This window comes from Acaricomes phytoseiuli DSM 14247 (assembly GCF_000376245.1).
Lineage (GTDB): Bacteria > Actinomycetota > Actinomycetes > Actinomycetales > Micrococcaceae > Renibacterium > Renibacterium phytoseiuli.
This window is the reverse complement of record NZ_AQXM01000044.1, coordinates 1-13,872: the sequence shown is the minus strand read 5'-3', so window position 1 is coordinate 13,872 and position 13,872 is coordinate 1. Positions and strand designations below refer to the sequence as shown.

The 13,872-nt window shown below is 63.8% G+C and carries 14 protein-coding genes, 1 tRNA gene and 1 pseudogene; 12 read left to right on the top strand and 4 right to left on the bottom strand.

Annotated features, from left to right (window positions below; genetic code table 11):
• The first annotated feature begins 1 nt into the window (after position 1).
• From C501_RS0102860 to der, 5 genes are read left to right on the top strand one after another with little or no spacing between them, the layout of a single operon-like run.
• Complete coding sequence (locus C501_RS0102860; RefSeq protein WP_018134123.1) at positions 2-1,162, top strand: pseudouridine synthase; 1,161 nt, start codon at positions 2-4, stop codon at positions 1,160-1,162.
• Positions 1,162-2,298 carry a prephenate dehydrogenase gene (locus C501_RS0102855; RefSeq protein ID WP_018134122.1) on the top strand — a complete coding sequence of 379 codons (1,137 nt, stop codon included), beginning with the start codon at positions 1,162-1,164 and terminating at the stop codon, positions 2,296-2,298. Before C501_RS0102860 ends, C501_RS0102855 begins: the two co-directional genes overlap by 1 nt.
• Positions 2,295-3,095, top strand: a complete 801-nt coding sequence (gene cmk, locus C501_RS0102850) for a (d)CMP kinase (RefSeq protein ID WP_018134121.1) — start codon at positions 2,295-2,297, stop codon at positions 3,093-3,095. Before C501_RS0102855 ends, cmk begins: the two co-directional genes overlap by 4 nt.
• Positions 3,088-3,819 (top strand): lysophospholipid acyltransferase family protein, encoded by a 732-nt coding sequence (locus tag C501_RS12280; RefSeq protein ID WP_018134120.1) that lies wholly within the window; start codon positions 3,088-3,090, stop codon positions 3,817-3,819. Before cmk ends, C501_RS12280 begins: the two co-directional genes overlap by 8 nt.
• Positions 3,816-5,348: a ribosome biogenesis GTPase Der gene (der, locus tag C501_RS0102840; protein ID WP_018134119.1), complete on the top strand. Its 1,533-nt coding sequence runs from the start codon at positions 3,816-3,818 to the stop codon at positions 5,346-5,348. Before C501_RS12280 ends, der begins: the two co-directional genes overlap by 4 nt.
• 18 nt (positions 5,349-5,366) lie before the next feature.
• Here der and C501_RS0102835 read toward each other — a convergent pair whose 3' ends face one another.
• The gene (locus C501_RS0102835; protein WP_026174536.1) at positions 5,367-6,242 is read right to left on the bottom strand and encodes a helix-turn-helix domain-containing protein; all 876 of its coding nucleotides are present in this window, start codon (positions 6,240-6,242) and stop codon (positions 5,367-5,369) included.
• Between the two features lie 158 nt (positions 6,243-6,400).
• On the opposite strand from C501_RS0102835, the gene C501_RS14535 reads away from it, so the two are divergent.
• From C501_RS14535 to C501_RS0102815, 5 genes and pseudogenes are all read left to right on the top strand, one after another.
• The gene (locus C501_RS14535; protein WP_211206332.1) at positions 6,401-6,994 is read left to right on the top strand and encodes an alpha/beta hydrolase; all 594 of its coding nucleotides are present in this window, start codon (positions 6,401-6,403) and stop codon (positions 6,992-6,994) included.
• A gap of 34 nt (positions 6,995-7,028) precedes the next feature.
• Complete coding sequence (locus tag C501_RS14530; RefSeq protein WP_211206331.1) at positions 7,029-7,373, top strand: alpha/beta hydrolase; 345 nt, start codon at positions 7,029-7,031, stop codon at positions 7,371-7,373.
• A pseudogene (locus C501_RS14690) lies at positions 7,303-8,028 on the top strand (SDR family oxidoreductase). The gene C501_RS14530 and the pseudogene C501_RS14690 overlap by 71 nt, the downstream one beginning before the upstream one ends.
• A 54-nt stretch (positions 8,029-8,082) precedes the next feature.
• Positions 8,083-8,262, top strand: a complete 180-nt coding sequence (locus C501_RS14515; RefSeq protein ID WP_018134115.1) for an alpha/beta hydrolase family protein — start codon at positions 8,083-8,085, stop codon at positions 8,260-8,262.
• Positions 8,263-8,268: 6 nt separating this feature from the next.
• Positions 8,269-9,018 carry an alpha/beta hydrolase gene (locus tag C501_RS0102815; RefSeq protein WP_018134114.1) on the top strand — a complete coding sequence of 250 codons (750 nt, stop codon included), beginning with the start codon at positions 8,269-8,271 and terminating at the stop codon, positions 9,016-9,018.
• Here C501_RS0102815 and C501_RS0102810 read toward each other — a convergent pair.
• From C501_RS0102810 to C501_RS0102800, 3 genes are all read right to left on the bottom strand, one after another.
• Complete coding sequence (locus C501_RS0102810) at positions 9,015-9,578, bottom strand: DinB family protein (RefSeq protein ID WP_018134113.1); 564 nt, start codon at positions 9,576-9,578, stop codon at positions 9,015-9,017. The genes C501_RS0102815 and C501_RS0102810 overlap by 4 nt on opposite strands.
• A gap of 90 nt (positions 9,579-9,668) precedes the next feature.
• Positions 9,669-11,696 (bottom strand): heavy metal translocating P-type ATPase, encoded by a 2,028-nt coding sequence (locus tag C501_RS0102805; protein ID WP_018134112.1) that lies wholly within the window; start codon positions 11,694-11,696, stop codon positions 9,669-9,671.
• A gap of 150 nt (positions 11,697-11,846) precedes the next feature.
• On the bottom strand, positions 11,847-12,647 hold the full coding sequence (locus C501_RS0102800) for an SDR family NAD(P)-dependent oxidoreductase (RefSeq protein ID WP_018134111.1): 801 nt from the start codon (positions 12,645-12,647) through the stop codon (positions 11,847-11,849).
• Between the two features lie 137 nt (positions 12,648-12,784).
• Between C501_RS0102800 and C501_RS0102795 the strand changes: the two genes are divergently transcribed.
• Positions 12,785-12,858 (top strand) — tRNA-Pro (locus C501_RS0102795).
• Positions 12,859-13,327: 469 nt separating this feature from the next.
• Positions 13,328-13,872, top strand: a 545-nt coding sequence (locus C501_RS13870; protein ID WP_156807567.1) for a CAP domain-containing protein, incomplete at its 3' end; no start/stop codon positions are given.

Here is a 13,872-nt window from a genome sequence, read left to right as displayed (position 1 = left end):
CATGGCACCGAGTCCACGTAACAAGCCTGAGCACGGATCTGATAGGTCGAAAAGCTCGAAGAGCCCGAGGGGCCCGAAGAGTTCGGGCAACCCGAAGAACGCTGCTGGCCAGGGAACTGGACAGGGGAATCGCCGGCGAGGCGGTGCGAAGCCGGGTTCGCCGCGCGGAGTCGATGATCGCGCATTCACCGAGCGTGAAGCCGGTAAGCCTGCTGGGGCATCAGCTAGGAATGAGAAGCCTGGCCGTCCGGAGCCCCGGCAGCAGCAGGGCAAGCCGAAAGGCAAAGCAGCTCCCCGGCCTCGCGGCCCCCAGCCTTTCAGCGATGAAAGATTCGGCGCCAACCTCGGTCCCTACCACGGCACGCCGGCGGCTCCTCCGCGCCGAGCCCAGCCTCAGAGCGGTGAAGCACGCGGGAAGTCCAAGGATGGTGCCGAAGGCGTCCGCCTGCAGAAAGTCATGGCCGCGGCCGGTGTGGCCTCGCGCCGGGTCTGCGAGGAGATGATCCTCGACGGCAGGGTCGAAGTGAACGGGGAGATCGTCACCGAGCTGGGCACCCGGGTAGACCCCGCCACGGCAGCTGTCGCGGTCGACGGCATCCGGCTCCAGCTTAAGGAGAACGCCATCTACCTGGCTTTCAACAAGCCGCGCGGGGTGGTCTCCACCATGGACGACCCGGAGGGCCGCAAGAACATCAGCGACTTCCTCAAGCACCAGTACGCGCAGGAGCGGCTTTTCCACGTCGGCCGTCTCGACGCCAACACCGAGGGCTTGCTGCTGCTGACCAACGACGGCGAACTGGCCAATCGGCTGACCCACCCCCGCTACGAGGTGCCCAAGACGTACCTGGTGCAGACCCGGGGGCCGATGGAACCCGGTATCGGCAAGGCGATGCGCGCCGGGATCGAACTCGAAGACGGCGTGACCGCCGTCGACTCTTTCAAGCTCGTCGATTCGACCCCGGGGCATGTGCTGGTCGAGGTGGTACTGCATTCCGGGAAGAACCGCATTGTCCGCAGGCTCTTCGACGCCGTCGGATACCCGGTGGAGCGCCTGGTCCGGGTCCAGGTGGGGCCGGTGCGGATCGGTGGCCAGAAGGCCGGCAGTATCCGCCCGCTGAGCAACCACGAAATTGGCCACCTGCTGGCTTCCGTAGGCCTGTGATGATGACACAGGCCCCACGGCTGCGCGGCCCCGTCGTGATCTATGGTGCGGGCCTGCTGGGCACGAGCATCGGTCTGGGGCTGGGACACCGCGGCGTTCCCGTGCTGCTCTCCGACCCTTCGCCCTCTGCACTCGCGATCGCTCGGGATATCGGCGCCGGGCAGCCGCTCAGCGAAGATCCGGGTGTGTGGCCGGAACTCGTCGTCGTCGCTGCTCCGCCGGATGTCTGCGCCGAGGTCATCGCCGATGCCCTGGAGCGCTTCCCGGCCGCGGTGGTCACCGATGTCTCCAGCGTGAAATCCGCGATTCTGAGCCGGCTCCAAGAACTGGCCGAGGCCAAGCACCGCGAAGGCGGCCTGTTGGATCTCAGCCGCTACCTCGGTTCGCATCCGATGGCCGGGCGGGAGCGCTCCGGGGCGGTGTCGGCCAGGGGCGAGCTGTTCCAGGCGATGCCCTGGGTGCTCTGCCCGCATCGGACGCAGTCCGCTGCGAGCAGCCCGGCTGCGTATGAAACCGTGCTGAACCTCGCCGCGGATCTCGGCGCGGTAGCCGTTAAACTCGGGCCCGAGGAGCACGATGCCGCCGTGGCACTCGTCTCGCATGTGCCTCAGGTGCTCTCTTCGCTGCTTGCCGCCAGGCTCTCCGGGGCCGACGCCCAGGCGCTCGCCTTGGCTGGTAACGGCCTGCGCGATGTCACCCGGATCGCCGCTTCCGATCCGAGCATGTGGGTTCCTGTGCTCGATGCCAATGCCGGGCGCATCGCGGCGGTGCTGCACGAGCTGCACGAGGATCTTCTGCAGTTGCTCACCGCCCTCGATCAGCCCGCGGCCTCCGGCTCCCGGCTGGCCATGGCCAAGACCATCAGCGCCGGAAACGCCGGGGTGGCCCGGGTCCCGGGCAAGCACGGCGGCCCGGCGCGCGCCTATACCTGGGTCAGCGTGCTGGTCGATGATGAGCCGGGGCAGATCGCGCAGCTGCTCACTGAGATTGGTGAAGCCGGCATCAACGTCGAAGATCTGCGCCTAGACCACTCCTCCGGCCGTAATGTCGGCATAGTGGAGCTCTCCGTACTGCCAGATGTCCGGGAGCAGCTTATCGAGGCACTGACATTACGCGGATGGAAGTTACTGCAATGAGTTCTGCCGATCTGGATTCCGCTGAGACGCAGCCCGAGAATGTACCGGGCACGCGGCCCGCACCGCTGCGGGTAGGCCGTTCTCTCGTGATCGCCATCGACGGCCCCTCCGGGTCGGGCAAGTCCTCGGTCTCCCGCGAAGTAGCGAGGCAGCTGGGCCTGGCGTATCAGGACACCGGGGCGATGTACCGGGCGCTCACATGGTTCTGCCTCCAGGAAGGCATCGATCTCGAGAACGCCGGTGCCGTGGAGACCGCGGCGGAGAGCTTCGGCTTCCTGCAGTCCACTGATCCGCAGGAGAGCTGGGTCCGGGTGGGGCTTGTCGATGTCACCGCCGTGATTCGGGACCCCTCGATCTCGGAGCGGGTCTCCGCCGTGGCGACCAATCTGGGTGCGCGCACCGAACTGGTGCGGCGTCAGCAGGCGGTGATCCGGCAATCCCGGCAGCGCATCGTGGTCGAAGGCCGGGACATCACTACCGTGGTGGCTCCGCAGGCGGAAGTGCGGCTGCTGCTGACCGCCTCAGAAGCCGCCCGGCTGGCCCGCCGTGGGGCGCAGCTCAGCGGCGGCTCAGGTAACTCAGAGCAGCAGGATCTAGCCAGGCTCACCGAGCAGGTCCTGGCCCGTGATGCTAGGGACGGCACCGTGGTCGAGTTCCAGCGTGCTGCCGACGGGGTGCTGACCTTGGACTCCTCGGAGCTGGATTTTCAGCAGACCGTTGCCGCCGTGATCCACTTGATCGAGCAGACCTTGGCGGGCCGGGGAACCGGAGAAGAGCCGGGAGGCCAGGATGACTAAGCCGAGTTCGGCGGGCGCCCCTGAGCGCTGGCGCACCTGGTGGTCGCGGCCGCTGGGGAGGATCCTCGATCACGTCCTATACCGCACCGCTGTTCACGGTCGGGAGAACATCCCACGGCGGGGTGCGGTGATCTTCGCTGCGAACCACCTCAGCTACCTCGACGGCCCGGTGATGGTCGGGGCCGCGAGCCGCTATATGCACGTGATGGTGCGGCACGAGATGTTCCGGGGATTCCTCGGCTGGGTGCTGCGCGCCTCCGGGCAGATCCCGGTGGATCGCTCCGGGGACCGGGCGGCTCTGCAGGCCGCTAAGGCCGTGCTGGACCGCGCGGACTGCGTCGGCATCCTCCCGGAGGGAACTCGCGGCAGCGGCAGTGCAGCCTCGGTGAGCAGTGGAGTGGCTTGGCTCGCGCTCAACTCAGGGGCCGTTGTGGTCCCGGTGGCGATTCTGGGCACCCGGATCTCCGGTGAACATAAGGACGCCATCCCGCCCTTGCGCCGTAGTTTCCACGTCAGTTTCGGTGCGCCGTTGCGCATCGAACGCGAACCCGGGATGAGCGGCCGGGCGGCGATGGACGCCGCCGCGGCCCGGATCCGCGAAGCGCTGGCCGAGCAGGTCCGGCGCACCGTGGCGATAACCGGCCAGGCCCTTCCGGAGGATTCCGCCTCCGAAGCCGGCCCCGATGATTCTGAGCAAGTTCCGAGCAGGAGAGATGACGTATGACTGAAGAGCGTTTCGACGAAGGCTATGAGCCGTTGGGTGAGGACCAGGTCGCCGAGCGGCTGGCGGCGATGGACGATGCCGAGGCAGAACAGCGTGCGGCTTCCTTGCGCGCGGGCCTTGAGGACTATGAGCTGGACGATGAGGATGCAGCACTGCTGGCAGGTCTCGCCGCGGGGGCTGACGCCGAGGCAGAGATCGGGCTGGACCCGGTACTGGCCATCGTGGGCCGGCCCAATGTCGGTAAGTCCACCCTGGTCAACCGGATTCTGAAACGGCGCGAAGCGGTCGTCGAGGACACCCCGGGTGTGACCAGGGACAGGGTGATGTACCCGGCGGAGTGGAACGGTAAGAACTTCACCCTCGTGGACACCGGTGGCTGGGAAATCGACGCCAAAGGCATCCACCAGCGGGTGGCCGAACAGGCGGAACTCGCCGTGGAGTACGCCGATGCGGTGCTCTTCGTGGTCGACGCGACCGTCGGGGCGACCGCGATGGACGAGGCGATGGTGAAGATGCTGCGCAAGGCGGCTAAAACCAAACCCGTGATCCTGGTGGCCAATAAAGCCGATGACCAGCGGGTGGACTCCGATGTCTCCACACTCTGGGGGCTGGGCCTGGGCGAGCCGCGGGCGGTCTCTGCGGCTCATGGCCGCGGCGTCGCGGACCTGCTGGATGCGGCGGTCGAGGCGCTGCCGGAGTTCTCCGAAGTGGAGACCGTGGATCGCAGCGGCGGCCCGCGCCGGGTGGCCTTGATCGGCCGGCCCAATGTGGGCAAGTCATCGTTGCTGAACAAGCTCGCGGGAGCGCAGCGCGTGGTCGTGGACGATCTTGCGGGAACCACCCGGGATCCGGTGGACGAATTCATTGAACTCGGCGACCGCACTTGGCGCTTCGTGGACACTGCAGGCATCCGCCGCCGCCAGCATATGGCGCAGGGCGCGGACTTCTACGCTTCACTGCGCACTCAGGCCGCCCTGGATAAGGCCGAGGTAGCGGTGGTGCTGCTGTCCGTGGACGAGGTGCTCTCCGAGCAGGATGTCCGCATTCTGCAGCTCGCCGTCGATTCCGGCCGGGCCATGGTGCTGGCCTTCAATAAATGGGATCTGCTCGATGACGAACGCCGCTATTACCTGGAGAAGGAGATTGATCGGGATCTCGCCCATGTCTCCTGGGCGCCGCGAGTCAACCTCTCGGCGAAGACCGGCTGGCACAAGGACCGGCTGGTGCCGGCCCTGGACAAGGCCTTGGAGTCCTGGGATAAGCGGATCTCCACCGGCCGGCTGAACGCCTTCTTGGGCGAGCTGGTCGCGGCGCATCCGCATCCGCTGCGCGGCGGTAAGCAGCCGAGGATCCTCTTCGGCACCCAGGCCTCATCGCGGCCGCCGAAATTCGTACTCTTCACCACCGGATTCCTGGACCCGGGCTACCGGCGTTTCATCACCCGGCGGCTGCGCGAGACCTTCGGTTTCGAAGGCACTCCGATCGAAGTGTCGATGCGCGTCCGGGAGAAGCGTAAGCGCAAGCGCTGAGGAGTTACTGCTGGAAGGCTAGTGCTGAACCGTGTCGGCCCGCGCCTTCAAGCTGGCCAGTAACTTCAGCGCTGTGCTCGTCTCGGGGTGATCCGGGTCCGGTGCGTATCCGAAGAGCCGGACGCTTGGGTACCCGGATACTTCTAGGGCTTCGTAGCGCAGGCGCAGTTCGCCGACCTCGGCATGGTGCAGGACTTTGAGGCCGCGGCGGTGCTCACGGACATCGTGGGCGTTCCAGCGCTGGGCGAAAGGCCGGCTTTCCGTGTTGAGCTCCTCGATCAACTGGGCGAGCCCCGGGTCACCGGGGGAGCGGCCGACTTCCACGCGGAGCATCGCGGCGACATCGTCGGCACTGGCCTCCCAGTCATCGTAGAACCGCTGCGCGTCACTGCTGAGATACACATAGCGGGCCAGATTGGCCGGGCTGCCCGAGGTCGGATCGCTGATTGCCGCCGAGTAGAGCGCCCGCCCCAAGGCATTGGCTGCCGTGATATCCAGCTGAGCATTGTGAATCATGGCGGGAGCGCCGGTCATCGCATCGAGCAGCTGGTGCAAGGTCGGGGGAATCCGGCCCGGGGCCGGCCGCCGGTGCCCGGGGCGGCGATCCGGGGTGCGGCGGAGCTGCCGGGCAAGATCGAAAAGGTAGATCTGTTCGGTCTCATCGAGCATGAGCGCGCGGCAGATCGCGCCCAGGATCTCATCCGAGACCCCGGCGAAATCCCCGCGTTCCACCTGAACGTAATAGTCCACGCTGACCCCGGCTAATGCTGCGACTTCTTCTCGGCGCAGCCCGGCGACCCGCCGCCGGGTACCACGGGGCAAGCCGACGTACTCCGGCTGCACTCTGTCCCGTCGTGACATCAGGAAGTCACGGATCTCATTCCGGTTAACCACAATCCCCAGTTTATTCGGACCGCCGGGGTTGAAACAGAGGTGAAACAGGGGCTGCCAATACCCCCGATAACGGCCTCTGGTGGGCTTGTGGCGACTTGTTTAGTGTAGAAATCAGGACGGCGAGATGCCGGATCTGCAATCGAAAACAGACCGTGTAGATGACGAATAAGGGGACGATCATCATGGCAGCAACCATCATGAAATCAGTGAATTTCAGCAACCGGCCCATTGACCTTGCCGGCAACCTCTTCCTGCCGGAAGGCTTGGACGGAAATTCTAGTGGCAACTCCGACGCTAGTGCTGAGCAGAAGTACCCCGCGATCATCACGATTCACCCCGGTGGCGGGGTGAAGGAGCAGACCTCGGGTCTTTATGCCGAGAAGTTCGCGGAACTGGGCTATGTCACTCTGGCCTATGATGCCTCTTTCCAGGGAGAGAGCGGCGGCGAGCCGCATTTCCTGGAAGACCCGGCAGCCCGGGTCCGGGACATCAGCGCAGCGGTTGATTACCTGCAATCACTCGATTTCCTGGACCCGGAACGCATAGGGGTCTGGGGTATCTGCGCTGGCGGCGGCTACGGGGCCGCGGCAACGATGGTCGATCAGCGGATCAAGGCTCTCGGGACGGTATCGGCGCTGAACATCGGTACCGCCTGGCGGCAGGGCTGGTTCGGCACAGAGGCACCCTCCGCAGCTGAAGCAGGTAGCGCAGCAGCGCACCGCAGAAAGCGCGCAGGGCGCCGAGATTGCTGAAGCCCAGTACGTTCCGGTCACCATAGGCGAAGGCGTGCCCCGGGATCTCGCCGAAGCCTACGACTACTACCTGACGTCGCGGGCGCAGCACCCGAACGCGCAGAACCGTTACCTGCTGACCGAAAGCATCCCGAGGATCATGGGCTTCGATGCTTTCCATCTCGCTGAAGACCTGCTGACCCAGCCGTTGCTGATCGTCGCTGGATCGGAAGCCGGCTCGCTGTGGCATTCCACGGAGCTGTATTCCAAAGCCCGTTCGGAAAAGAAGCTCGTCATCATCCCGGGCGGCGCGCATATGGATTTCTACGATGTCCCGGAATATGTCGACCAAGCCGTGGCCGAGGCTGAGCCGTTCTTCGCTGAGAACCTCAGCGCCTGAGCCCGAAACTTTGCGAAAGGACCTCTTTATGTCGAAAGTACTTGTTCTAGGAGCTAGCGGGCAGATAGCCCGGCAGGCCATACCGATGCTCGCTGAGCAGGGTGCTGAGCTGACCTTGTTTGCCCGTCATGCTGGCAGGGTCGATGCCCCCGCCGGTGCCCGGGTCGTGGAAGGGGACGTGCTGGATGCTGAAGCCCTGGCCACCGCCTTGGCCGGGCAGGACGTTGTCTATGCCAATCTGGGAGGTGAGATTGAAGAGCAGGCCCGACTGCTCGTCGAGGCCTTACCCGCGGCAGGAGTCAACCGGCTCATCTTCATCGTCTGACTCGGCATCTACCACGAGCTGCCAGAGAAATTCGAGCAATGGAACGACGCCATGATCGGTGAGCCGCTCAAGGCTTACCGGGCTGCCGCGGACCTCATTGAAGCCTCCGAGCTGGATTACACGATCATCCGCCCGGCCTGGCTCACCGATCACGATGAGATCGACTACGAGCTCACTCAGCGAGATGAGCAGTTCAAGGGAACCGAGGTTTCCCGTCAAAGCGTGGCAGCTTTCGTCACCGATGTGGCGACCTATCCGGATCGGCATAGCCGCGAGAACCTCGGCATCAATAAGCCCGGAACAGACGGCGATAAGCCCGCTTTTTATTAACACTCGGTTTCTCACGGATCAATTTATTAACTAGCAACACTTGAAGGACACCTCATGCCCGAAATCAAGAACGTCAACATCGAGACCCCGTATTGGAACATCGCCGCGAACCTCATCCTGCCCCCGGGCTTCGATGAGTCGAAGCGCTACCCGGCGATCATCAGCGCCCATCCGATCGGCAGCTGCAAGGAGCAGACCGCCGGGAACGTCTACGGCACGGCCCTCGCCGACTAAGGATTCGTGGTGCTCGCCTTCGACGCCAGCTTCCAGGGGGAATCCGGTGGAGAGCCCCGATGGACCGAGGATCCCGCTCGGCGGGTGGCCGACTTCAGCTATGCCGCTGACTACCTGGCCACCCTCGACTACGTCGATATCGACCGAGTCGGCGCACTCGGCATCTGCGGCGGTGGCGGCTATGCCACGAACGCCACGATGATCCAGCGGCGGATCAAAGCACTGGGCGCCGTGGTACCCGCTAATTACGGGCGGATCATGCAGGAGGGCTTTAGCCAGTACAACCCGCTGGCGACGCTCGAGGCCGTCGCAGAACAGCGGACCAAGGAGGCTCGCGGCGGTGAGGTGCAGGTCAACGATGTGCTTCCCCCGTCGGTGGCCGCGGCACAGGAAGCCGGAGTCACGGATCGCGATGTGCTCGAGGCGACCGATTATTACCGGACGGAACGGGGGCAGCAGCCCAACGGCCTGGTCCGGATGAACCTCGGCACGCACAACCAGGCGCTCAACTGGGATGCCTTCCAGCGAGTGGAGACGCTACTGACCCAGCCGGTGATGGTGGTTGTCGGGGAGAAGCCGGGAGGCTTCGGCTCCTACCGCGACGGGATGGAACTCTATGGGCGCAGCAGCAGCTCAGCTGACCGGCAGCTCGTGGTGGTTGATAACACCTCGCACTACGATCTCTACGATCAGCCCAAGGCCGTGGGCACCGCACTGGAGAACCTCATCCCGTTCTACCAGAAGCACCTCGGTTAAGAGGGGCGCCGGTAGCCGTCCAGGAGCAGGCTGACTTCGGCCAGGTGATGAATCACTTCCCGGTTGATGTGCAGCACCAAAGTGAGTAGTGGGAACTGACCGAAATATGGGCCTTCCGCCGGCCCGCAGGGCTCCCACAGCTGCTTATCACTGCACCCGCTGACGCCATCCTGCCAGATCCGGATGGCGTCAGCGAGGTCATCGAAAGCTTGGGCGGCAGAACCCGCGAAGGGGTAGTCATCCCGGGTATATGCGGGGCCCGCGAAGTGATTGGCGGAGCGGACGGCCAGTACATCGCCCGCGACGTGGCCCAGCAGCCAGGCGATGGTCGTCGGCGGCGCGGGCTGCGGATCGGGGTAGTGGAAATCGATCCGATACTCGCCGGAGCCCCGCTGGGGTACATCCGGCAGTCCTTTACCGGCCGGCCGGATGCTCCAGCTGCCGGCGGCGGGCTCCCGGAAGTACTCTTCATCTGTGAGGGTCTCCAGCTTGTGTTTGTGCTGGTTCTCCCAGATCCAACCGGTTTGCTCGGCGAGCTGCTGGCCCAAGGTATTTTTCATCGATGAATCTCCCCGTGACTGGTTTCACTGTCCATTACAACGGCTCGCTGTCATGGCGGCAAGAGCCGGCAGAAGCCTGAGAGAGTGGCCTCAGACTTTTTCCGGATCGATCGTCACTCGGCGCAGCAACTGCGCATTGAGGGCAACCACGATGGTCGACAAAGACATCAGGATGGCTCCGGCCGCAGGGGAGAGGACGAACCCGGCGAAGGCCAGGACGCCGGCGGCTAAAGGGACGGAGATCAGGTTGTATCCGGTGGCCCAGACCAGGTTCTGCCACATCTTCCGGTAGCTGGCCCGGGAGAAGCCGATCATCGCCGGGACCGCGCGGGGGTCATCGCCGGCCAGGACGATTCCTGCCGACGCCACCGCGATGTCACTACCCGCTCCGATCGCGATACCCACATCGGCCCTCGCCAAGGCGGGGGAGTCGTTGACGCCGTCACCGACCATGGCCACGGCCTTGCCGCGGGCCTGTAGCAGCGCGACCTTCTCATCCTTATCCGCCGGGAGCACTTCGGCGAAGACCTCCTCGATACCCAGCTGCGCGGCAACATCGGCGGCCACCTGACGGGCATCACCGGTGATCATCGCGACCTCGATGCCCCGCTGCTTCGAGGCCCGGACCGCTTGTGCCGATTCGGCCCGGATCGCATCCTGGGCGCCCAGGGCGCCGATCACCTGCCCATCGGCCAGCACGTACAGCACCGCGGCTCCTCGAGCTATCCAGGCCGAGGTCTGTTCGGTTATTTCCGTCGGTTCTTCCGCGTCGCGGTGGCGCAGCAGGGCCGGGCCGCCGACCTCGATGGTCTGGCCGCTGACGGTCGCCGCTACGCCGAGCCCGGTCATAGAACGCACAGCCGTGATCTCTGAAGTTTGCTGGGCGGGGGCGTCCGGATTTTCTTCTTCCTTGCTGCTCGCGGCGACGACGGCCCGGGCCAGCGGGTGCTCGCTCTGGGATTCCGCTGCAGCGGCGAGGCCGAGCAGGCGCTGCCGGGCCATCCCCGGGATCGTGGCGACCTCGGTGATCTCCGGCCGGCCCTGGGTCAGCGTCCCGGTTTTATCGAAGAGCACCACATCCACGGTGCGCAGCTTCTCCAGGGCGATCCGGTTCCGAACCAGCACCCCGGCTCGGGCAGCGCGTTCCGTCGAAATCGCGATGACCAGCGGGATGGCCAGGCCCAGGGCGTGCGGACAGGCGATCACCAGCACGGTCACCGTGCGGGTGATCGCATCATCCGAGCTGCCGATGAAGATCCAGACCAGGAAGGTGATGAGTGCCGCCCCGGCCGCGAAATAGAACAGGAAAGCGGCGGCGCGATCCGCGAGAGCCTGCGCCCTGGATGATGACTTCTGGGCCTCGGCGACCAAACGCCTGATTCCGGCGAGCGCGGTTTCCTCGCCGATGGCGGTTATCTCGACGATGAGCGAGGTATCGGTGACCATAGCACCGGCCACCACGGTGCTTCCCGGCCCGCGGCGTACGGGTTGGGACTCGCCGGTTAGCATCGACTCGTCAACACCGGCGGTGCCTTCCAGTACAGAGCCGTCGGCCGGCACTCGGCCGCCCGGGCGGACCAGCACGCGGTCGCCCACGGCGAGCTCCGGGATCGGCACGGTTTCCAGGTTGCCCGGATGCACGCTCAGGCCATCAGTGCTCTTGAGGCGTTCGGCGTCATCGGGTAACAGCGTCGCGAGTTCATCGAGGGCTCCGCTGGCGGCGCCAAGAGCCCGCATCTCCATCCAGTGCCCCAGCAGCATGATGACCACCAGGAGCACCAGCTCCCACCAGAAATCCAGATCCAGCCCGAGGCTCAGGCTGGTGGCCCAGGAGGCGATAAAAGCCACCGTGATCGCCATGGCGATGAGCAGCATCATCCCGGGGCGGCGGCTTCTCAGTTCCTGCCAGCCACCGGTGAGGAAAGGCGAACCACCGTAGAAGTATACGACGCTGCCCAGGATCGGGGCGATCCAGGCGGAGCCGGGGAACTGCGGTGGAGAGTAGCCGAGGAGCGCGGCGAACATCGGGCTGAAGAAAAGAACCGGCAGGCAGAGCGCGAGGCTCACCCAGAAGCGATTCCGGAAGATTATGGCGTGATGGCCTGCGTGCTCGTTCATGACGACGGCGCCCCTCTGACGGATTGGGTATCGGCATGCCCGGCGCGATCCAGCGGGCCGGGAACGCCATCAAATATACCCCCAGGGGGTATATTGTTCAAGAGGTCCGGAATCCTGCGGCGTGTAGTCGTCTGAGCTGTTCGGGCCTGCTCAGCGCGCCGCTGTTCCCCGGGTAAGTTTTTCGGTGATCGGCAGTATCCAGCGGCGGGGGAGCCGACTGGAGAGCATCGCGCCCGCCTTGTTCGCCAAGCCATCCACAACGGTGTGCCGCCGCCGTTTCAGGGCGCGGAAAGTCGTCCGGATAACATCCTCGACGCTGCGCTGATTCGACCCGCTGAACGCGTCCAAGCTGCCCGACTGGGCGAAGAACTCGGTATCAGTGGCCCCGGGGCAGACCACGAGGGCGCGTACTCCCGTGCCCTCCAGCTCCTTCCAGAGCGCCTGGGTGAAAGCGACGACGAAAGCTTTGGACGCCCCGTAGACGGCCATCCGAGGCAAGGGCTGGAAGGCGGCCACCGAGGCGATATTGACGATGAAGCCGCGATTCCGCTGCAGCATCCCGGGCAAGTAGGTCTGGGTGAGATCGACCACCGTGCTGCAATTGAGCTGAATCTCGTCCAGGCTGCGCTCTGGATCTTGGGTGTCCTGCTCGGCGACGGTGCCATAACTGCCGAAGCCCGCATTGTTGATCAGACCGTCGATCTCCGGATGCGCGGCCTGGAGCTTCTTGCCCGCATCGGGTTCGGTGAGGTCCAGCTCCACCACCGCCGCTTTGATGCCGTGCCGTGCAGATAAGGTTCCGGCCAGCTTCCGCATCGCATCGCCCCTGCGGGCAACGAGGACGAGGTCGGCCTTCCGGGCCGCGAAGGCCTCGGCATAGGCGGATCCGATACCGGACGATGCACCCGTGATGAGGACGGTTTGGCCGGTGAGGTCATCGAGAAAGCTCATCTGCCCACTCTAAATGCCGGGTTGCTCCCGTTGTTACCGGGCGCGGATGAGGCAAGAAGACGGGCGGAAATCGTGTACAGTAGTGCGGGTGGTTCCGGTGGATTCTCGGAGTATTTCCGGGTTCAGCACCGGGCCCGCGGGATGTGGCGCAGCTTGGTAGCGCACTTGACTGGGGGTCAAGGGGTCGCAGGTTCAAATCCTGTCATCCCGACAACGCGGAAAACCCCGCCAAATCAAGGAACTAGAGTTCCTGATTTGGCGGGGTTTCGTATGTTTGTGGCGATTTTGTGGCGAAAAACAGCCCTTTATTTACAACGATTTGCAGCGGCCTGCAGTGATTGAATCGCCACAAAACCGCCACATGATGGCGGGCTTCTTTGAAGGGTATGAGTTTGGATGGGGCGTGTTTTTTACCTGATAGGTAGAGGCGGACTTCTACGACCGGGCTGTGTACTACTACAAGACGTACTAGGCTCTGAGCGCTTTGGTTCGCAAGGGTGGACTTTACGAGAACATGCAATCACCAGGTAGGTGGAGGCCCATCAGCTTCGTCGATCATTTTTACACCCCATACTTTAAGTGATCTATATCACATAGACTTCTGTGCAAGATGAGCTATGCTATGAAAATGCTATGAAAATACTTTAAGTATCCCATGGTGTGTAAATAGTATTTGGGGGGTGTTCGATAAACAATCAATCAATTTCATTGTTGGGAGTAATTTTATGAAGAATTATCGTCCAGTTTTTAATTATGCACTCGCACCCCTTCTGGTTGTTGCACTCATTGGTTCAGGCGGAGCGGTTGCGTCAGCAGCTAGTTCTACCAACGGGTCTTCAGTTGGGACCGAGCATCAGGTGGTGGGTAAAGAAATTCTCAATAGAGATGAAGCCGGCCAATTCGAAAGTCTCCTTGATGAGACAAGAAGACTGGCAGGTAAGCAGCCCTTAAGGGTCAATGAATTTTTAGCAAGAGTGGCCCAACATTATGCTCAAAGAATGGCCTCCGGCGACGCGGCATATGTGCATAATCCATACTATTCCAAGCAGATTCCAGCTGGTTGGTCTCGTTGCGGTGAGAACATCGTCAAAAGAGGCAACAAAGATATACCCGCAATGCATCAGTCATGGGTGGATAGCCCAGGGCACTACGGAAACATGATAGGGGATTACACGGATGTAGGCATAGGATTTGCTACATCGAGTTCCGGAGAAGCTTTTGCTGT